Here is a 19,594-nt window from a genome sequence, read left to right as displayed (position 1 = left end):
GCACGCCCGGGCGCGGCAGGTGCCGGCATGATGCCCGGCGCCGGGGCGCGCGGCCGCGGTGACGACGAATCCGAGCACAAGACGCCCGGCTACCTGGTGAACGTCGACAACGGCAGCGAACTGATCGGTAGTCTCCCGCTCGCTGCTCCTCCGGTCATCGGGGCGACGGATCGCTGACGAGTGAGCTGTCGGCGCATCCACAGCTCGCTACCTGACGGACTGCGGTGTGGGGGACGAAGAATGTCAGCTTTGTTACGCTCCCCGGCGGGGAGCGCAGATCGACCTTTTTGGGGGGCGCATGTCGCTGATCGTGGATCCGGAGATGTTGCGGCAGTTCAGTTCCGCAGTGGCCGGAACTTCCGAGTCGTTGGCAGGGCTGGACGTGAGTTCACCGTTTGTAGACTGCCAGGAGGCCTTGCCGGGCACTGAAATTTCGACCGTTTCGGTCCGAGGGTGCGATGCAGTCGCTGCGGCACTCAGAAATGTGTGCGTCAGGCTGGGAGTCATCTCGCAAATCTCCACCGGGACTGCAAACAACTACGAAGTCTCCGAAGCGGATTTCAGTGAGATGCTGAATGCGATGGATGTACATCCGTGATTCTCACCGTTTCACAGGTCACTTCGTGGAAACCGCACGCTCTTGGATCCGCTGCCGATGCGATCGATTCGATCGCGACGGCATTGGCCGAGCAGTTGGATGACGTCGTCGCGGCGCAATCGAATCTGTCCGAAACGTGGCGCGGATCAGCGGCGGACGCGGCGACTGCGAGGATCACGCGGGAGCGATCGCTCGCTGTCGCGATATCGGATGCGATCGCTTCCATCGCGTACGAGCTCCGGAACAGCGCATCCGCGACGGAATCGGCCCGCGAGCACGTGCTGTCTGTGGTGACGGATGCGCGAACCCAGGGATACGCCGTCGACGACAGCGGAACCGTCGACCCCAGCGGGCTGCTCGGTTGGCTCCCGCTCGCGCCGCCCGAGACCAGAGACTACGCACGGATTCAGATTGAGAGGGACGCAGCAGAACTCACCCTGTCCGTTCTGGCGGCGCTGCGGGACGCAGCATCGGTTGCCGACGAGATGCAGCGACGGCTGCGGGCCGCAATCGAGAATTTGGAAGTCAAAGGTGCCGAAGCGGCCTCGGGTGCCGTTGTCAGGTCCGAGGACGGGGGGTTCTCGTGGAAACCGGATGTACCTGCGACAACGGCAGCAGCGTCGATCGGTCTGGTCGCGGATGCCACGAAGGAAGGCCTAGTCAGTGTGGCTAAGACGTCCGGCGACGATGTGGCCCGCATGATTGGCCGAGGGTTCGGTCCGTTCGGTGCCGCCATTGGCGTGGTGCCGGCGATTGCCAACGACATCAACGGCGGCATGGATCCGACGAAGGCGGTGGTCACAGAAGGCGGAGGAGTGCTTGCAGGCATAGGCAGTGCGGCCGCCGCGGGTGCGGCGATCGGGACAGTCTTTCCAGGGGCCGGTACCGCGGTCGGACTCGTCGTGGGAGCTGCCGCTGGTGTCATCGGGGGATATGCGGGATCCAAAGTTCTGCAGTACTTCTGGGATTGACAGCCACACCACACGTGAGTTTGCCAAGCGGCAGAAGGGGAGTGCAGGGTGGATTCGGCAGAATCGGAAAGTACCTTTGATATGAGTCGGTCAGGCGATTCCGCGCCATGGCCGCAGCGCCTGAACCGCGCTTGGCTGGCGTGTGCGATCTTCATGGGATTGCTATCGGCGCTGGGAGTGGGGGTGACAGCGAAGGCTCTCATCATGGGCGACTGGTGGGCTGCAGCAGGTGCTCTGGGCGCCTGCGTACTGCTCGGTGGCCTGGGATGGATCGGGCTCGGTATGGGAGGTATACAAGCCATCGGGCTGTCACGTCGGATCACGGATTGCGATGACCTGCACGGGCAGGGGACTCGGATTCCGACTAGATGCGCTGGCGCTCTGACCTTCGCAGTGGCACTTGGAGGCGCAGGCGTGTACGGAATTGTCGCGTCGGGCAGTTACTTCTTGGGCTCGGCTTCGTCGCTGCTACCGGAAGGCCGTGGGACGGATGGCAATGCGACACTGTTAGGAATCCTCGGTCTCGTTGCGCTGCTGGCTGCGTTGTGTGTAATTGTTTTCCGACCGCGTGGTGAGGTGCGGATCTACTCCTCGGGTGTCAGCCGCGTTGAACGCCGACCCTTCTCGTTGCGTGCTGGAACCGTCGATACGTATCGTGACTGGGGCGACATCGAGACGGTGATTGCAGACGAAATGGTGATTCACAGCGGCGGAGTCGACGTCCGCCATCCCATGATCAAGCTCCGTACAGTCGATCCGATCGAACCGAAAGCGCGTACGAAGTTCGATTCCGATCGCGAATTGACGATCCTAGCGAAGATGTATGTAGCAGAACCGAACATGCTTTTCGAACTGCTCCACCGCATGAGCGAGACTCCGGCCGCTCGGTCGATCGTCGGAACCCCGGCCGCACGCGAGGCCCTGAGACCGCCGCGGTTGAGGGCGCGTCTCGGGATCGATCGGAGTGAGAGCGCAGGCAACCGCACGAATCGCCTTGTCCCATGAGGACTCTTGATGGCATAGCTGAACCGGCGCCACAAACGGTTGCCGGTCGTCTGGAAACACTTGGTGTCAGCGTTGCCATGAGTGCTCCCGACCGGCCGCTTCCAGTCACGATAGACGTTCCCCTACTGCCCGGGTGGAGCGAGACGTCGTCGATGGACTTCCCAGGCGCCCGGGTGCTGGTGAATTTGCCCGCAGCAGAACAGGGGTTCACGCCCAATGCCGTGCTACTGCACGGCAGACTGACCGGGCGCGTGGACAGTGATTGGCTCTTGAAGGGAGCGTTCGAGGATTCGCGCCGCCTCCCATGCTGGGCGGAACGTGAGACGAGCACACTCGACTTTCTTGGATGCCGGTCAGCGTTTGTGTGCGGAACCTATGCCGTTGATTCATGGGTATTGCAGGCGACCACGCGCTACCTTGTGGTCGACGACGAATCCGGGCAGTATCTCACCCAACTGACCCTGACGAGGTTGTCGTCACAGGTAGGTGATCTGGATACCGATGTCACCGTGATCAATCTGGGTCTCCAGGTCCTCCGACACTGAGGTCGCGCACGCTTTCACCGGCCCCACCCGGAGCACCTCGTCGAATCGCCTCCGCACCTCGGCGATGTGCTTGTCGACGGCCTTGACCTTCCAACCGTTGGTGTCGATGGATTCCAACACGTCGACGTAGACAGAACACGGGGGCGACCCCGCGACAGCCGGTGCCCAGCCCGCCGCGAACGACCAGTTCGCGCCGAACCCCAATCGGACCGACGCCGTAACCAGGCCCCGCCTTCGCCTGGACTGCGCCTGCGGCGGTGACAGCACCCGACTCGGCTACGGATCCGGTGGAATCCTGAGCGGCGGAATCGGTTCCGGATCGGGATCCGGTTCCGCAGGCGGAACGACCGCGACCGCGGCCACGACATCGGGCTCGGGCGCGGCGGGGGCCCGACCGGGCGCGGCAGGTGCCGGCATGATGCCCGGCGCCGGGGCGCGCGGCCGCGGTGACGACGAATCCGAGCACAAGACGCCCGGCTACCTGGTGAACGTCGACAACGGCAGCGAACTGATCGGCAAGCTTCCACTGGCCGCCCCGCCCGTGATCGGGAGCTGAGGCGGCCAGTGCATATCTTCTGAATGGAGGCGGCCGGATCGGCGACACGACGAGCAGTCGTCGTCCACCCGGCCGCCTTCATCCCGGGGCGCTCGCTAGGTGCCGATCAGTTGCTTGGCGGCCGACACCGCGGCCGGACCGTCCAGCGACGGCATGTCGTCCCACTGCCCGCCGGTGATCGTCACCTTGACATCGGGTGTTGCGACCGTGGTGACGATCACCCCGGCGACCGCCGTCGTCACCGGGAGGGTGTAAGCGACGCCACCGGCCTTCGCGAGCTCGGCGTCCGGGAGGACGACGAGCTGGCCGGCCTCGAGGTCCTGCACCGTCGGAACCTCGCCGGTCCCCGGCTCGATGAGAACCTCGACGCCACGGATCTCGCTCAGAGACGTGGCGCCGTCCGGGGTCTCCCAGTTGCAGATCGCGCCGTACTCGTCGACCGCATTGGACGAGCTCTCCTGCAGCCCTGCAATGTACTGCGCCACCGCAGGCGAGACGTCGTCGCAGCTCGTGAACCGCGCCAACACCTCCGCGCCCGCGGCGCTCGCCGCACCCTCGTCGGCGACCGCGACCTCGTCGGGCACGACCTCCGGGGCGGCCGGATCGGCGTCGTCGGAACCGCAGGCGCTGACCGCCGCAGCAAGAAGCAGTACCACAGGAACAAACCGGGCGTTTCGGATCATATGGGGCACTGTACCGACCCGAGGGTCCCGCAATAGGAGAGACACCCTAGGCCTTCACCGGCCCCGCCCGGAGTACCTCGTCGAACCGCGCCCGCACCTCGGCGATGTGCTGGTCGAGGTCGTCGACGTTCCAGTCCTTGGTCTCGATGGGGTCGAGGACGTCGACGTAGACCGTGCCCGGGTGAGCGACGAACGAGTTGCGCCACATCAGGTCCCCGGCATTGTGGATGACGATCGGCACGATCGGGACCTGCGCCTGCATCGCCATGTGGAAGCCGCCCTTCTTGAATCGGCCCAGTCTCGGCGTGGGGGAGCGGGTGCCCTCCGGGGCGATCGCGATCGACGTGCCGTCCTTCAGTTTGTCCACCGCCGGCCCGAGTGCCGCGCGGGCCTGTTTGCTGTCCGTCCGATCCACGTACGCGACATCCAGTAGCGTGCCGATCGCCGCGAACCGCAGATCGTGCGCCGCCTCCTTCTTCGCCACGCCCGTCGCGTCCCGCTGGACCACCTTGCCCACCAGCAGCAGGTCGAGCGAACTCTGGTGATTGAACATGAACACCGCCGGCCGGTCCTTCCACGCATTGTCCTCGCCGGTGATCTTCACGTCGATCCCGCAGATCGTCAGCGCCAGATCCGGCCCCACCGTGCCCACGACATTGGCGGCGGTGCGACGGCTTCCCGTCAACACCCCGGCCCCGATACCGACCATGGTGGCCGCGCCCAGCGCGCCCAGTGCGGTCGCCGTGCGCAGCGTCGCGATCGGCGTCGCACCCCGCTCCGGCTTGGGCAGGTTCACCGACAGCCACCCCTCGGCGCGTGCGAGGTCCGCGAGCTTGCGGTCCGGGTTGAGCGCCACCGGACGTCCCACCGAATCGAGCATCGGAACATCCTCGGCGCCGTTGGAATACGCGAACGCCTCCAACATCGGCACCGCCACCGAATCGGCGAACTCCCGCAGCGCCTTCGCCTTCGCCGGACCCCAGAGGGCGGGGCCGGTGAGCTTGCCGGTCAGCATGCCGTCGACCACCTCGGGTCGGCTGCACAGCACCTCGTCGATCCCGAGATCCTCCGCCACGTACTGCGCCTGATACGTCGTCGCCGACGTCGCCATCACGATCCGGTGCCCCGCCCGGCGGTGCGCGTCGAGCAGCCGTCGGACATCCGGGTAGATCATCGACGCGATCTCCTGCCGGAACAGCCGCTGACTCCACTCCCGCAGCTCGTCCTCACGCCGACCGGCGAGCCCGGTCACCGCGATCTCCATCAGCCGGCCCACGTCGGCGCCGCGGAACTGCGTGTCGAACGCCGCGCCGGTGGTGCGGAGCAGCTCGGCGATGCTGATGTCGAAGCGGCGCAGCCGATCCCGATACACCACGGTGGCCGAGTAGCCGGTGATGAGGGTGCCGTCCAGGTCGAAGGCCGCGAGCGTCGACGGGCCCTCGGGAGCGGCCGCGATGGCGGCGTACAGATCCCTCAGTCGGTTCATCGGTCCAACTCCGCCCCGGGATCGCCGACGATCTGGGCGGTCGAGTCGGCGCCCTTCACCTGATCGAGTTTCACGTGCGCGAGTGCGCGGATCTCTCGGACCCGGCGCACCAGCGTCCGCACCTCCCGGGCGAACGCCAGCCGGCGCTCGGGTACCTCGGGATCGGCCACCTCGATCAGCTTCCGGTTGCGCGCCAGTTGCAGCGCGGTCGCGAACAGCTCCGACGAGATGGACTCGCTGCTCGCGAGCTGCTGGCGCAACCGCCGCTGCTGGGCCAGTGCGAGACACCCGGCGACGAAGGTCTTCTCGTCGAAGTCCTCGGACACCGGCGCATCCAGCAGATGATCGGCCACCACCTCGTAGGCCTCGAGGAACGGCTGCAGCACCCGGTGCGCCAGATAGGGGCGGACCTCGGAGAGGATGTGCTCCACGTGCTCCGTCTTACTCAGATCGCTCTCCCACGCCGGGTCGATCAGGCTCAGCTCCGCGCGCAACTCCTCCTGGAACGTCTCCTTGTCGCTGAAGAAGAACTCGAACTTGAGCAGATCCCGGATGGCCTTGGCCTCCGCCCAGCCGTCGGCGAGCGGGTCCGCGAACTTCTCGTCCACGGCCGAGACCAGCACCATCTCGGCGATCGCCCGCACCAGCAGGAAGTGAATGGTGTTGTTGCGGTAGAACGCCGCCACCAGTCCCTGGTCCCTGCCCAGGTAGTACACCCGCTCGTTGCCCTCGTCGAACCGCTTGAGCACTCCCGAGTCGAGGTGGGTGAACAGCGCCTTCCGGATCACCTGCGGGTTGGTGAGATCGACGTCGCCGGCGGTGGGGAGCTTGCGGGCGGTCATGTAGTCGACCATCGGGCCGAGGATGAAACCCAGCTCGGGCACCGTCAGCGCCCGGTCCTCGATGCCGAGGAACGCGAGCATCACCAGCGACGACGCCGTGATCGGGGTGACCTCGTTGATGCGGTGGCTCACCTCGATGCCGGTCTTCTGGATCGCCCGCCGCAGATCGTCCTCCTGCGCCAGCGAATCCCGCAGCGACAGGGGCCGTCCCACCGTCACGTGCGCGACGCCGCGGCGCTGCCCCTGCGCCCGGACGTAGCCGACCAGCCAGCGGATACTCTCCTTGCGCTTCTCCGCGCCGTGGGCCTCCGCGGCCATCGCGCTGACCTCGTACAGCTGGTCGTACACCAGCGAGACGGGGACCAGGTAGACGTCCGACGCGTCGCTCGACTGGAACGCCTTCGCGAGGTAGGTCAGCAGCCCGTACCGGGGTGGGCGCAGCTTCCCGGTGCGGGACCGCCCGCCCTCGATGTACCACTCGAGGTTGAACCGCTTGTTCAGCAGGAACCGCATGTACTCGCGCAGCGTCCACTTGTAGATCTCGTCGCCGTCGAACTTGCGGCGGATGAACACCGTGCCCGACCGCTTGCTGATCGGGCCGATCGGCCAGAAGCTGACGTTGAGTCCGCCCATCACGTGGTTGAGCGGCAGATCGTTGGCAAGCAGCGCCGGCCGCAGCACCAGCGGATCCAGGTACGAGCGGTGGCTGGGCAGGAACACCAGCGAATGCTCCCGGTTGAGCTCGCGCAGTTCCTCGAACCGGGTGGTGTCCACGTCCAGGCGATACGCACGGGAGAAGTAGCGGCCCAGCTGATCCCACAGTGCGATCGCCCGACGGCTCTGCGCCGCCACCATCTCGTCGAGGTCGGCGCGGGCCCGACGGTCGACGTCCACCACCGTCAGGTTCAGTCGGGAGGCCAGGTTCTTGATCCCGGCGGTGAACCGGCTGGTGTCGGTGATCTCCTCGACCACGAACCGGGACACCTTGTACTGCGTGCCGAGCAGATTGCGTTCGGCGCGTTCCAGCGCGAGGGCGGCCTGACGACGGATGAAGTCGGGCAGCGATCCGCCGCCGCGCTCGGCCAGCCGGTCCCGCAGCTCGCTCATCGACGCGGCGTCGCCCTCGATGACCCGGCAGCGCGCCGGATCGGAGCGGAGCACCCGGCGCTGCGCGTTGGACCCGAGATGGAGCGGGTCCCTCGCGGACAGTACGTCCCGAAGCCGTTGCGCACGATGGCCGTTGGTGATATCGGGCAGCCACACCACGCGTACCGGTGTCACCATCGGGTCGTCGTCCCGGCGCGTCAGGGCCGACAGTGCCTGATCGGTGTTCGCGAACGTGACCGTCGGCGATCCGGTTTCGGACTCCTGGTGCCCCAGCCAGGTCCGCAGTGCGCGTTCCTCGGTCTCCGTCATCGGCTCGGTGAGATAGATCGTCGGGTGTGTGGACTGTGCGCCGTGTTCGGTCATCCCTCGGCTCCCTTCGCGGCGCCGGCCAGCGCCACCACCTCGTCCAACCCCTCCTGCAGGCACTGCATGAACAGCGCCGGTTCGGTCACCGCGGCGGTGTCGAGGTTGACGCCGATGCAGCAGGTCCCGACGTGGGAGACCATCGTCGCCATCACGGCGCAGCCCGGTGCCGGGCCGAAGGGGAACATCCGCTCGATCCGTGCCCCCGCCAGATACACCGGCACGGGCACCCCCGCGACATTGGACGCCTGCAGATCCAGCCCCTTGGACTGCGACAGGTACCACTCGGCGAGCAGCCGGGTCGGCAGCCGCACCAGCAGCGGCGACGCCGCCTCGACGATGTCGAGGGCCGGTTCCTCCCGCAGCGCCAGCACGATCGCGCGGACCTTGCGGATCCGCAACGCCGGATCCGGTTCGGCGGCCGGCCCCGCGAACCGCACCGCGGCGATCCGGTTGCCGCCGGACGGATCCGACGCGGCCCGCATGTTGATCGGCATGCCCATCGGGATCTTGCCGACGGCCTCGCCGAGCTCCTCGTGGTACCGGCGGAAGCCGCCGAGCAGCGCAGCGATGTAGGCGTCGTTGACCGAACCACCGGCCGCGTGGCCCGCGCCCTTGAGGACCGGCAACTCCACCTCGAGCACCCCGAACCAGCGCCCGAGACCGCGGTTGCGCAGCAGGGGAGAGCCCGTCGCCGGGGGCGGCTGGATGACGCGGCGCAGGGAGTTCGCGTAGTCGAGGACCTCTCCCGCCGCGTCGAACGGCCGGGTCACGGCGGTGATCGCGGCCCGCGCCGAGCCGGAGACCAGGTCGGCGATCCGGCTCGGGGCGCGGCGCACCTCGGTGAGCACCTCGAGCCCCAGCGCGGACAGATCCGACAGGTGCTCGGGCGGCGCGGGCGCGCGGTCCGGCTTGTCGGGCGTCGGTTCGGGGCGGCGGCTGTGCAGCAGCGCCATCATCTGGATGCCGCCCATGCCGTCGGTGATGCTGTGATGCGTCTTGACGACGTAGACGGCGCGGCCGTCACCCAGGCCCTCGATGAGCATCGCCATCCACGGCGGGCGGGCCTTGTCGAACGGTTCGGTGGCGAGGTGCCGGCAGATCCGCAGCGCGTGGTCGAGGTCGGCCGGCTCCGGCAACCGCACCCGGCGCAGGTGGTAGTCGAGGTCGAACTCGGGGTCCACCGACCACACCGGATTGCCGAGGCCGAACGCCGGTTCCACCGCGCGCATCCGGATGCGCGGCACGATGTGCGACGCCCATTCGTGCGCCCGCACCAACCGATCCCAGTCCGGTGCCCGGTCGAGGACGTCGACGGCGACGATGGGGGTGCGCAGTTCGGGGCGCACCTCCTCCATCCGCCACATGCCGGTCTCGAAGTCCGACATGGTCCGGTTCTGCGCCCATCCGACCGCGGAGAGGTCCACATCCACCGCACTCGGTGGGATGAACGGTTGCCCGTCGGCCATACGCACGCTCCTCGAATCCACGATCGGGGGTGTCGCCTCAAGTGTGGCCCCGCGGGAGCGGACGCGTCACGAGATTCGGGCTTCGCCTTTCCGGACACGGCGGACAAGTCGTCTGCCGCGCGATCGGGTGCCACCTCGGTTAACGTCTGAGGGACTTCGATCCTTGCCCCGGCGAAAGGACGCGGTCATTCCCCTCTATCAGTTCCGGTGCGCGCAGTGCGGTCCGTTCGACCGCACCTACTCGATGGCCACCGTCCCCGACAGCTCCGCCTGCCCCGCCTGTGCGTCCGACGCGCGCCGTCAGATCACCGGCCCGCGGCTCGGCCACGGCTCGTCGACGCAGATGCGTCTGCTCGACGCGACCGCCCGGTCCGCGAGCGAGCCCGCGGTGGTCTCGGGCCCGCGCCCCGGAGCCCGCACGGCGGTGCAGAACGTCACCACCAATCCGCTGCACCGAAAGTTGCCCCGCCCCTGAGTCTTTCCCCTCGCGTCGTGAAGGAGATCCGTATGCCCGAGTTGCTGTTCCCGTTGGATTCGCGCAAGAAGTTCACCGAGCAGGAGAAGATCGGCCACAACCGGTGGCACCCCGACATCCCCGCCGCCGTCACGGTGAAGCCGGGCGATTCGTTCCGCGTGCACTGCCGGGAATGGTTCGACGGCGCGATCCGCAACGACGACTCGGCCGACGACATCCTCAATGCCCCGCTGACCACGGTGCACACGCTGTCGGGGCCGTTCGCGGTGGAGGGCGCCAAGCCCGGTGACCTGCTGATCGTCGACATCCTCGACATCGGACCGATCCCGCAGGAGGACTCGGGTCCGCTCGCCGGCCAGGGCTGGGGGTACACCGGCATCTTCCCGCGCGACAACGGCGGCGGCTTCCTGACCGAGCAGTTCCCCGACGCCTACAAGGCGGTGTGGGACTTCTCCGGGCAGACCGCGACGTCCCGGCACGTGCCGCACGTCAAGTTCACCGGCATCGTGCATCCGGGCCTGATGGGCACCGCGCCGTCGCACGAGTTGCTCGGCAGGTGGAACACCCGTGAGGCCGCGCTGATCGCGACCGATCCGGACCGGGTGCCGCCGCTCGCGCTGCCACCGGAACCGCGCGACGCGGTGCTGGGCACCCTCACCGGCGCCGACTTCGACCGCGTCGCCGGCGAGGCCGCCCGCACCGCCCCGCCCCGCGAGAACGGCGGCAACCAGGACATCAAGAACCTCACCAAGGGCAGTCGCGTGTTCTATCCGGTGTTCGTCGACGGCGGCAAGCTGTCGGTGGGGGACCTGCACTTCTCGCAGGGCGACGGCGAGATCACCTTCTGCGGTGCGATCGAGATGGGCGGGTTCATCGATCTGCGCGTCGACCTGATCAAGGGCGGCATGGAGACGTACGGCGTGTCGGAGAACGCGATCTTCATGCCCGGCAACACCGATCCGCAGTATTCGGAGTGGCTGGCGTTCTCGGGCACGTCGGTGACGCTCGACGGCGAGCAGCGGTACCTCGACTCGCACCTCGCCTACCAGCGGGCGTGCCTGCACGCGATCGACTACCTCACCAAGTTCGGTTACAGCCCGGAGCAGGCGTACCTGCTGCTGGGCGCCGCGCCGATCGAGGGCCGCCTGTCCGGCGTCGTCGACATCCCGAACTCGTGCGCCACGGTGTACCTGCCGACCGCGATCTTCGACTTCCCGGTCGCGCCGTCCGCGGACGGTCCCGTGCGGATCGATCCGGGAATGGGCGCGCCGCACTCCGCACGCTAGGCCCCGGCCGGCGGGGGAACCGGCTCGCGTCGTACCTGATGCGGGCCGGTTCCCGCGCGACCGCGAAATGAACTCCTGTACAAGAAAAACAGGACCGTTCGTTCGAACTTAACGCGTATTTTCCCTGGCTGTAGCCTCGAGCGCGAAATTCGGAGACGTTATTCAATCGTTATGATCAAACAGTAACACCCACGTCTTTCGCCGCGTTAGCGTCGTTCTCATCGCACCACGCAATCAAAGCGTTACGCGATATGACCATGAACATCTCCTTGTTTCCGGATCTGTTATTTCCGGTGGTGAGGGCTAGGCCGTCGGGGAGAAAGGGGCGCAGAATTGTGAGCGCTTCGAACTGCATCGAGGACTACGTCGCCGCAATGTTCTCGTACGAGTTCCTCGACGGCGGAGTCGACTACGACGCCCTCGGGCGCATCCACCGCGGTGACGTGAACGACTGGGTCTCGGCCGTGGCCGGCTCCGGGCTGTTCACCAACGACCAGGTGGGCCGCATCGACGCGTCGTGGGACCGCAACCCGAAGGCCCTGCTCACCGCCCTGCTCTCCGAGGCCGACGAGATGACGGTCAAGCGCTGCGAGATCACCTGGTCCGCACTGGACCGGCTGGCCCCGCGCGAGGAGCCCCGCGAACTGGCCGCCGTCGGCGGCTACAGCAACGCGGTGGCCTCCGCATCCACGACGATCGCCTGATCGTCGGTCAACGCCCGATACCGAACCCCGGCACCGCGACAGGCCTCGATCATGCGAGCCGCGTCGTCGCCGGGGTTCTGTGCGTCCGGGGGAGTGTCCGGACCCACGCAGTGCGGCACGATCGAGAAGTCGATCAGGCCCAGCCCGTCCCAGCGCGGCGGCACCCCGCAGGTCGGCGTCACCTCGCCCGGATCGTCCCCGCTGTCCACCCCGACGAGGGACGGTGCCGTGACGCACGCGCCGGCGCTGTAGCCCGCGTAGGCGAGGGCGTCCCGGCGGAGCAGATCCCGCAGGACGTCGTCGGCACCACTTCGTGCCAGCTGCGCACGCAGGACGAACGTGTTGCCGCCGCGCACCCACACCGACCGGAATCCCGAGAGCGTCTCCGCGAGAGCGGCCGGACGGTCGACGTAGTGGCGTAGATCCACCTCCGACGGCAGGAACCCGAGACGGCGCAGCGGCACGACGTCGCTCACCACGGCCGAGTCCCGGGCCCGCGCCGGCCACGCATCCGCGGCATTGGCGATCACCGCGATCGGGCCGGGGCCGCCGACCAGGTCGACGAACCGGTCCACGTGCAGACCGAACCGGTACGACGCCAGGAACAGTCGCACGGTTGCTCAGACGGTGAAGGCGAGGTGGTCGACGATCCGTCGTCCCACCTCGGCGTCGCCGCCGAGCTCGAACTCCGACGTGTGCTCCGCGGCGGTGGTGCGGCCCGTGGCGAGCCGGGTGAACAGCGGCGAACCCATCGCGATCGTCGACGTCGCCGGTGCGGACAGCTGCGGGACCACCGCGGCCCGGCCGTCGACTTCGACGTGAATGGTGCGGGCCAGCGGGCCGGACAGCTCGAATGTGACCCGGGCACCCTCGGGGGCACCGCCCAGCTTGCCGACGATGAACCCCAGCGCGCCCGCGATCTCCGCGAACGCCAGCTCGCCGCGGGTGCCGCCCTCGTCGCCCGCGGGGGCGCCCAGCGCATCGCGGATGTCGTGCTCGTGAATCCAGCAGTCGAACAACCGGATACGCATGAACCGGCCGTACGTGGCCGGACCCGCCGGTGTCATTGCGGGAGCGTCGAAGTCGGCCTGCGTCATGTCGGCGAGTACCTCGCGGCGGCTGGAGGTGATTTCGCGGAACATCGCGAGAGTCTGCGCCCCGGTATGGGCTCGCAGGCCCTCCACCCAGCGCTCGTTGAGCGCACCGATCTCGTTGCGCACGTGGGGAAGTGTGTGCACGTCGATCGCCGTCTCCGGGGGCTTGAGGCCCGACAGCAGCGATTCGGTCCCGATGATGTGCGAGACGATGTCGCGCACCGTCCAACCCGGCAGGGCCGTCGGCGTGGTCCACACATCGCCCTCGACCGTGGACAGCACTTCGTCGAGCACTGCCCACTGCTCGGACAGTGCATCGACCAGCATGCCCTGGGGGAAATCGCTCATGTATCTCGCTCCGTTTCCAGTCCGGAAAGGTCCACGACCTCACCGCGATTGACACTCTGCCAGTCCCGGCCCCGCAGGTACGGGGCCAGTGCCTCACCGATGGCCGCCGCGTCCACCGGCCCCTTCACACGCTGAAGCTCGTAGACGCGGGGGAACTCGAGCATCTCGGTCACCATGTTCCACAGTCGCACGGCGGCCTCGCCCTCGGGCGGATCGACCAGGACGGGCCCGAACAGCGGGGTGCCCAGCACGAACAGCGTCGGGACCCCGAACCCGCCCGCCGCGACCACCCGGTCGTGGTCGGCCCGGACGTCGTCGTGCGTGGTCGGGTCGGCCAGCGCGGCATCGAGCAGGCCGGGGTCGAGTCCGAGTCTGCCGAGCAGATCCCGTGCGACATCCGGGTCGTGCGGTTTTCCGCCGTCGACGTGCAGCAGGTGGCCGGTCGCGGCGTACCAGCGGTCCAGCAGATCCATGCTCTCGCGACGCAGCAGCGCACCGATCCGCATGAGCGACCACCCGTAGGCCCAGTCCCGCTCCCATGGATGCAACTGCTGCTGCTTCTCGTCGTCGCGGCGGTTGATCTCCTCGAGACTGAAGAAGCGCCAGTCGACGTCGATGCCGGTCTCGGCCCGCACGTGCCGGATCCAGCGCGAGGCGTGGAACGCGAACGGGCACATCGGATCGAAGTGGAAGTCCACCGACGTGATCGCCTCGTCGCCGGCGGGCGCGGCAGCATCGGATGTGTCGGTGGTCACCCTGTCACTCTATGACCGATCGGCCTCCCGTGCGACGCCATGACACATCGAAAGAGCGCACCCGGTCGGGATCCGGCGATTCGGGCGAAACCCGTCACGGAAGGGCGCGCGGTGGTGGACGATCGGGCCAGACCGAAGCGAACGACCGTTCACATGAGGAGCTGCCGTGTTCCCGGGAAACTTCGTAGCCGCCACCCCCGACAAGCCCGCGATCATCCGGCCCGCCACCGGTGAGCAGTTGACGTATCGGCAGCTCGACGAGCGGTCCCTGCGCCTGGCCCGGTACCTGCGGGAGGTGGGGATGCGGCCGGGCGATCACCTCGCGATGGTCGCGGGCAACGACCTGCGGATGCTCGAGGTGTACTGGGCCGCGCTGCGATCCGGTCTCTACATCACGGCGGTCAACTGGCACCTCACCGCGGCCGAGACCGCGTACGTGGTCGACGACTGCGGGGCATCGGTTCTCGTCGTGTCCGCTGACGCGGCCGCGGCGCTCCCGGGCGACCCGGCCGATCTTCCCCGGGTCCGCCGCCGTCTCGTTTTCGGTGGCGCGCTCGCCGGCTACGACGACTACGAGCAGGTGCTCGCGGCGCAGACCGTCGAACCGCTCGAGTCGCAGCCGCGCGGCCAGGACATGCTGTATTCGTCGGGCACCACCGGCCGGCCCAAGGGCATCAAGCCCAGACTGCCCGTCGGCGAGGTCCACGAGACGACGGACCCGTACACCGCGGTGTTCGCGCCCATGTACGGATTCGACTCCGACACCGTCTATCTGTGCCCCGCGCCGCTGTATCACGCAGCGCCGCTGCGCTTCTGCGGAACCATCAACTCCGTCGGCGGCACCGTGATCGTGATGGACCGGTTCGAGCCCGCCGAGGCGCTCGACCTGATCCAGACGTACAAGGTCACGCACAGCCAGTGGGTGCCGACCATGTTCGTGCGAATGCTGAAGCTGCCCAAGGAGGTTCGGGACAGATACGACGTCTCCAGCCTGCAGGTCGCCGTCCATGCCGCGGCGCCGTGCCCGCCGGACGTCAAGCGGGCGATGATCGAGTGGTGGGGGCCGGTGATCCAGGAGTACTACGCGTCCACCGAGGGCTCCGGGGTCACCTTCATCGACAGTGCGCAGGCGCTCGCGCATCCGGGCTCGGTCGGCCGGGACGGCGTGCTCGGGATCGTGCACATCTGCGACGAGGACGGGCGCGAGCTGCCGGTGGGGCAGATCGGCACCGTCTACTGGGAGCGCGACGAGCTGCCCTTCGAGTACCACAACGATCCGGCCAAGACGGCGTCGGCGCAGCACCCGGACCATCCGACCTGGACGACGAGCGGCGACATCGGCTACATCGACGACGAGCGATTCCTCTATCTCACCGACCGCGCCGCGTTCACGATCATCTCCGGCGGCGTCAACATCTATCCGCAGGAGATGGAGAACGTGCTGACCCTGCATCCCAAGGTGTACGACGTCGCGGTGATCGGGGTGCCCGACGAGGAGATGGGGGAGCAGGTCAAGGCTGTTGTCCAGCTGGCGGACGGTGTGACGAAGAGCGCCGACCTCGCGCGCGAGCTGCTCGACTACGTCCGCGACCGCGTCGCGCACTACAAGGCGCCGCGCTCGGTCGACTTCGCGGACGACCTACCGCGCACTCCGACAGGCAAGTTGGTCAAGCATCAACTCCGGGCCCGCTATGTGACGTCCCTGAGGAACTGACGCAGTACCGCGGCGTGGCTGTGCTCGACGTCCTTGGTGGCGGTCAGGAGGACGAGTGGACGGTCGTGCGCGAGCTCGAGAACGCGCTCCACGGCGCTGCGGCCGTCGGGCGACTCGAGTTCGGCGAGATAACGGGACCGAAACTCGCCGAACTCGGCGACGTCGTGGCTGTACCACCGGCGCAGCTCGGTGGACGGGGCCAGCTCCTTGGCCCAGTCGTCGTAATGGAACGAATCCTTGCGCAGCCCCCGCGGCCAGAGCCGGTCGACGAAGACACGGAAGCCCGCTTCGGCACCCGGATGGTCGTACACGCGTTCGATCTCCACCGTCTTGACGGGCATCTCTCACCTCCGTGTCTTGGGCCTATTTCGGCGCCAAGTTACGTCCATGTGAATTAGTGAGCTGTATCACAAAATGTGTTCCTTACAGTGGTATACCTCTGTTCGGACTCGATTCAGACGACTCTGACGACTTGCGTGTGTTCCCTTGCTCACGGTAGTTCTGCTTACCATCGTGGACCACTTGCATCGATCGGGTCATCGTCCGTCGATCGCTCGAGAGTTGCCGCCCGTCGTGGCGTGCACACCATCTAACGCAGGAAGTCGAAACATTGGATACATCGAAGAGCGCGGCACAGGTGCGCCCGTCGGTCGGTGTCGTTCGGGAGACGAACGACGACGAGCGGCGGGTGGCGCTGGTGCCGAAGGTTGTGGCGTCGTTGTCCGCCAAGGGCGTCGACGTCGTTGTCGAGTCCGGGGCCGGTCTGGCCGCCCTGATTCCGGACGAGCTGTACGTCGAGGCGGGTGCCACCATCGGTGACGCGTGGTCCGCGGACATCGTGGCGAAGGTGGCCGCGCCGTCGACCGACGAGATCGCCAAGCTGCGCTCGGGCTCGACGCTGATCGGCTTCCTGGCGCCCCGCAACGCGGACAACCGGATCGCGGATCTGAAGGCGGCCGGCGTGCAGGCCTTCGCGGTCGAGGCCATCCCGCGTATCTCGCGTGCCCAGGTGATGGATGCGCTGTCGTCGCAGGCGAACGTGTCCGGCTACAAGGCGGTGCTGGTGGCGGCGTCGGAGTCGACGCGGTACTTCCCGATGCTGACCACCGCCGCGGGCACCGTGAAGCCGGCGACCGTGCTGGTCCTCGGTGTGGGTGTCGCGGGTCTGCAGGCGCTGGCGACGGCGAAGCGTCTCGGCGGCCGCACCACCGGCTACGACGTGCGCCCCGAGGTGGCCGATCAGGTCCGCTCCGTCGGTGCACAGTGGCTCGATCTCGGCATCGATGCCGCCGGCGAGGGTGGCTACGCCCGTCAGCTGACCGAGGCCGAGCAGGCCCAGCAGCAGCAGGCGCTCGAGGACGCGATCAAGGGCTTCGACGTGGTCATCACGACCGCGCTGGTGCCGGGTCGTCCCGCGCCGCGTCTGGTGACGGCCGCAGCGGTGCAGGGCATGAAGCCCGGCTCGGTGATCGTGGACCTCGCCGGTGAGACCGGTGGCAACTGCGAGATCACCGAGCCCGGTCAGACCGTGGTCAAGCACGGTGTGACGATCTGCTCGCCGTTGAATCTGCCGGCGACGATGCCCGAGCACGCCTCCGAGCTGTATTCGAAGAACCTGCAGGCGGTCATCGAGTTGATGCTCGACGAGAACGGTGCCTTCGCGCCGGACTTCGACGACGAGATCCTCGCCGCCGCCTGCGTCACCCGTGAGGAGGCGAACGCCTGATGTACAACGAACTGCTCGCGAACATCGCGATCCTGGTCCTGGCCGGGTTCGTCGGCTTCGCCGTCATCTCCAAGGTGCCGAACACGCTGCACACGCCGCTGATGTCGGGCACCAACGCCATCCACGGCATCGTCGTGCTCGGCGCGCTCGTCGTCCTCGGGCATCTGCCCGGTGACGCGCCCTGGAGCATCAAGATCATTCTGTTCGTCGCGTTGGTGTTCGGCACCTTGAACGTGGTCGGTGGTTTCGTGGTCACCGACCGCATGCTCGCGATGTTCAAGCCCAAGAAGGACGCCCTGAAGGCGGCTGCGAAGAAGGGGGCTGACGCCTGATGGGCTACCTCGTCACGATCCTGTACATCGTCGCGTTCGCGATGTTCATCTACGGTCTGTCGGGCCTGACCGGCCCGAAGACCGCCGTGCGCGGCAACTACATCGCCGCGGTCGGCATGCTCGTCGCCGTCGTCGCGGTCCTGATCGATATCCGCGACACCGACAACTGGGGCCTGATCATCGGCGGCCTGGCCGTCGGCATCATCCTCGGTGTCCCGCCCGCGCTGCGCACCAAGATGACCGCGATGCCGCAACTGGTCGCCCTGTTCAACGGTGTCGGCGGCGGCACCGTCGCGCTCATCGCGTGGGCCGAGTTCCTCAACTCCGACGGCTTCACCGCCGTCGAGGCGGTGCCCTCGGCGCCGTTCATCGTCGGCTCGCTGTTCGCCGCGATCATCGGCTCGGTCTCGTTCTGGGGCTCGCTGGTGGCGTTCGCGAAGCTGCAGGAACTGCTCAACAAGAACCTCGAGAAGAAGGTCGTCGCGTCGGCCAAGCTGTTCCAGCTGGCGAACATCGTCCTCGCGCTCGTCTCGCTCGGTCTCGCGATCTACATCGGCCTGGGCGCCGACGGCGACCCGCAGTCGCCGTGGCTGATCGTCGGCCTGCTCGTCGCCGCCGGTGTCATGGGTCTGTTCGTGGTGCTGCCGATCGGCGGCGCCGACATGCCCGTCGTCATCTCGCTGCTCAATGCCCTCACCGGTCTGTCCGCGGCGGCCGCCGGTCTCGCGCTGAACAATCAGGCGATGATCGTCGCCGGCATGATCGTCGGCGCGTCGGGCTCGATCCTGACCAACCTGATGGCCAAGGCGATGAACCGGTCCATCCCGGCGATCATCTTCGGCTCGTTCGGCGGCGGGGACGCCGGCGGCGCCGCCGGCGCCGCATCGGGTGGCACTGTGAAGGCGACCTCCGCGTCGGATGCGGCGATCCAGATGGCGTACGCCAACCAGGTCATCGTCGTGCCCGGCTACGGTCTCGCGGTCGCGCAGGCCCAGCACGCGGTCAAGGAGATGGCGGCGCTGCTCGAGGACAAGGGCGTCGAGGTCAAGTACGCGATCCACCCGGTCGCCGGCCGCATGCCCGGACACATGAACGTCCTGCTCGCCGAGGCCGACGTCGCGTACGACGCGATGAAGGAAATGGACGACATCAACGGCGAGTTCTCCCGCACCGACGTCACCGTCGTCATCGGCGCCAACGACGTCACCAACCCCGCGGCCCGCGAGGACTCGTCCAGCCCGATCTACGGGATGCCGATCCTCAACGTCGACCAGTCCAAGTCCGTCATCGTCCTCAAGCGGTCCATGTCATCGGGCTACGCCGGTATCGACAACCCGCTGTTCACCGCCGACCAGACCTCCATGCTGTTCGGCGACGCGAAGAAGATGGTCTCCGAGGTCACCGAGGAGCTCAAGGCCCTGTAGCCGCTTCGGGAATCACGGAAGACGGCAGCTGCCGGGTGACTCCCCCTCCGCTCGACAGTCGTAGGGTCCCTTCACACGCTCCCAGCGTGTGAAGGGACCCTTCCGCCGTTT

21 protein-coding genes are annotated in these 19,594 nt (G+C 67.6%); 12 read left to right on the top strand and 9 right to left on the bottom strand.

Annotated elements, in window-relative coordinates:
- Positions 1–298 precede the first annotated feature (298 nt).
- Genes DEU38_RS15280 through DEU38_RS29815 form a run of 4 tightly spaced genes read left to right on the top strand, consistent with a single transcriptional unit; the run spans position 299 to position 3,119 of the window.
- Positions 299–598: a hypothetical protein gene (locus DEU38_RS15280; protein ID WP_114722258.1), complete on the top strand. Its 300-nt coding sequence runs from the start codon at positions 299–301 to the stop codon at positions 596–598.
- Positions 595–1,569: a WXG100 family type VII secretion target gene (locus tag DEU38_RS15275; protein WP_114722257.1), complete on the top strand. Its 975-nt coding sequence runs from the start codon at positions 595–597 to the stop codon at positions 1,567–1,569. Before DEU38_RS15280 ends, DEU38_RS15275 begins: the two co-directional genes overlap by 4 nt.
- Positions 1,570–1,617: 48 nt before the next feature.
- The gene (locus tag DEU38_RS28075) at positions 1,618–2,574 is read left to right on the top strand and encodes a hypothetical protein (protein WP_147283516.1); all 957 of its coding nucleotides are present in this window, start codon (positions 1,618–1,620) and stop codon (positions 2,572–2,574) included.
- The gene (locus DEU38_RS29815) at positions 2,571–3,119 is read left to right on the top strand and encodes an LpqN/LpqT family lipoprotein (RefSeq protein WP_114722255.1); all 549 of its coding nucleotides are present in this window, start codon (positions 2,571–2,573) and stop codon (positions 3,117–3,119) included. Before DEU38_RS28075 ends, DEU38_RS29815 begins: the two co-directional genes overlap by 4 nt.
- On the opposite strand, the gene DEU38_RS28495 is transcribed toward DEU38_RS29815, so the two are convergent.
- Complete coding sequence (locus DEU38_RS28495; RefSeq protein WP_181818807.1) at positions 3,051–3,239, bottom strand: hypothetical protein; 189 nt, start codon at positions 3,237–3,239, stop codon at positions 3,051–3,053. The two genes, DEU38_RS29815 and DEU38_RS28495, sit on opposite strands and share 69 nt — an antisense overlap.
- 295 nt (positions 3,240–3,534) lie before the next feature.
- Here DEU38_RS28495 and DEU38_RS28490 point away from each other — a divergent pair, with 295 nt between their 5' ends.
- Positions 3,535–3,675, top strand: coding sequence for a hypothetical protein (locus DEU38_RS28490; protein ID WP_174909400.1), 141 nt, complete (start codon positions 3,535–3,537; stop codon positions 3,673–3,675).
- A gap of 95 nt (positions 3,676–3,770) precedes the next feature.
- Here DEU38_RS28490 and DEU38_RS15255 read toward each other — a convergent pair whose 3' ends face one another.
- From DEU38_RS15255 to DEU38_RS15240, 4 genes are read right to left on the bottom strand one after another with little or no spacing between them, the layout of a single operon-like run.
- On the bottom strand, positions 3,771–4,358 hold the full coding sequence (locus DEU38_RS15255; RefSeq protein WP_114722253.1) for a hypothetical protein: 588 nt from the start codon (positions 4,356–4,358) through the stop codon (positions 3,771–3,773).
- A gap of 46 nt (positions 4,359–4,404) precedes the next feature.
- Positions 4,405–5,844 carry an HAD-IB family hydrolase gene (locus tag DEU38_RS15250; RefSeq protein ID WP_114722252.1) on the bottom strand — a complete coding sequence of 480 codons (1,440 nt, stop codon included), beginning with the start codon at positions 5,842–5,844 and terminating at the stop codon, positions 4,405–4,407.
- Complete coding sequence (locus tag DEU38_RS15245; protein ID WP_114722251.1) at positions 5,841–8,156, bottom strand: glycerol-3-phosphate 1-O-acyltransferase; 2,316 nt, start codon at positions 8,154–8,156, stop codon at positions 5,841–5,843. Before DEU38_RS15245 ends, DEU38_RS15250 begins: the two co-directional genes overlap by 4 nt.
- Entirely contained in the window at positions 8,153–9,625 is a 1,473-nt protein-coding gene (locus tag DEU38_RS15240) for a wax ester/triacylglycerol synthase domain-containing protein (protein ID WP_114722250.1), read from the bottom strand. Before DEU38_RS15240 ends, DEU38_RS15245 begins: the two co-directional genes overlap by 4 nt.
- Before the next feature lie 163 nt (positions 9,626–9,788).
- Between DEU38_RS15240 and DEU38_RS29220 the strand changes: the two genes are divergently transcribed.
- From DEU38_RS29220 to DEU38_RS15225, 3 genes are all read left to right on the top strand, one after another.
- Positions 9,789–10,100, top strand: a complete 312-nt coding sequence (locus DEU38_RS29220; RefSeq protein ID WP_254622880.1) for a zinc ribbon domain-containing protein — start codon at positions 9,789–9,791, stop codon at positions 10,098–10,100.
- 32 nt (positions 10,101–10,132) lie between these two features.
- Positions 10,133–11,386 carry a formamidase gene (gene fmdA, locus DEU38_RS15230; RefSeq protein ID WP_114722316.1) on the top strand — a complete coding sequence of 418 codons (1,254 nt, stop codon included), beginning with the start codon at positions 10,133–10,135 and terminating at the stop codon, positions 11,384–11,386.
- 335 nt (positions 11,387–11,721) lie between these two features.
- A complete protein-coding gene (locus tag DEU38_RS15225; protein ID WP_258557925.1) occupies positions 11,722–12,090 on the top strand; it encodes a hypothetical protein in 369 nt (122 codons plus the stop codon).
- On the opposite strand, the gene DEU38_RS15220 is transcribed toward DEU38_RS15225, so the two are convergent.
- Genes DEU38_RS15220 through DEU38_RS15210 form a run of 3 tightly spaced genes read right to left on the bottom strand, consistent with a single transcriptional unit; the run spans position 12,048 to position 14,239 of the window.
- Complete coding sequence (locus DEU38_RS15220; protein ID WP_114722248.1) at positions 12,048–12,704, bottom strand: Type 1 glutamine amidotransferase-like domain-containing protein; 657 nt, start codon at positions 12,702–12,704, stop codon at positions 12,048–12,050. The genes DEU38_RS15225 and DEU38_RS15220 overlap by 43 nt on opposite strands.
- Positions 12,705–12,710: 6 nt before the next feature.
- A complete protein-coding gene (locus DEU38_RS15215) occupies positions 12,711–13,532 on the bottom strand; it encodes a maleylpyruvate isomerase family mycothiol-dependent enzyme (RefSeq protein WP_114722247.1) in 822 nt (273 codons plus the stop codon).
- Positions 13,529–14,239, bottom strand: coding sequence for a DsbA family protein (locus DEU38_RS15210; RefSeq protein ID WP_114722315.1), 711 nt, complete (start codon positions 14,237–14,239; stop codon positions 13,529–13,531). The genes DEU38_RS15215 and DEU38_RS15210 overlap by 4 nt, the downstream gene beginning before the upstream one ends.
- A gap of 214 nt (positions 14,240–14,453) precedes the next feature.
- Here DEU38_RS15210 and DEU38_RS15205 point away from each other — a divergent pair, with 214 nt between their 5' ends.
- Entirely contained in the window at positions 14,454–16,001 is a 1,548-nt protein-coding gene (locus DEU38_RS15205) for an AMP-binding protein (protein WP_114722246.1), read from the top strand.
- On the opposite strand, the gene DEU38_RS15200 is transcribed toward DEU38_RS15205, so the two are convergent.
- The gene (locus DEU38_RS15200; RefSeq protein WP_114722245.1) at positions 15,977–16,342 is read right to left on the bottom strand and encodes a DUF488 domain-containing protein; all 366 of its coding nucleotides are present in this window, start codon (positions 16,340–16,342) and stop codon (positions 15,977–15,979) included. The genes DEU38_RS15205 and DEU38_RS15200 overlap by 25 nt on opposite strands.
- 269 nt (positions 16,343–16,611) lie before the next feature.
- Between DEU38_RS15200 and DEU38_RS15195 the strand changes: the two genes are divergently transcribed.
- From DEU38_RS15195 to DEU38_RS15185, 3 genes are read left to right on the top strand one after another with little or no spacing between them, the layout of a single operon-like run.
- Positions 16,612–17,727 carry a Re/Si-specific NAD(P)(+) transhydrogenase subunit alpha gene (locus DEU38_RS15195; RefSeq protein WP_114722244.1) on the top strand — a complete coding sequence of 372 codons (1,116 nt, stop codon included), beginning with the start codon at positions 16,612–16,614 and terminating at the stop codon, positions 17,725–17,727.
- Positions 17,727–18,059 carry an NAD(P) transhydrogenase subunit alpha gene (locus DEU38_RS15190; protein ID WP_114722243.1) on the top strand — a complete coding sequence of 111 codons (333 nt, stop codon included), beginning with the start codon at positions 17,727–17,729 and terminating at the stop codon, positions 18,057–18,059. Before DEU38_RS15195 ends, DEU38_RS15190 begins: the two co-directional genes overlap by 1 nt.
- On the top strand, positions 18,059–19,483 hold the full coding sequence (locus tag DEU38_RS15185; protein WP_114722242.1) for an NAD(P)(+) transhydrogenase (Re/Si-specific) subunit beta: 1,425 nt from the start codon (positions 18,059–18,061) through the stop codon (positions 19,481–19,483). The genes DEU38_RS15190 and DEU38_RS15185 overlap by 1 nt, the downstream gene beginning before the upstream one ends.
- Positions 19,484–19,594: the final 111 nt, after the last annotated feature.

Source organism: Rhodococcus sp. AG1013, assembly GCF_003350365.1.
GTDB lineage: Bacteria > Actinomycetota > Actinomycetes > Mycobacteriales > Mycobacteriaceae > Prescottella.
This window is presented reverse-complemented; position numbering and strand designations above follow the sequence as displayed.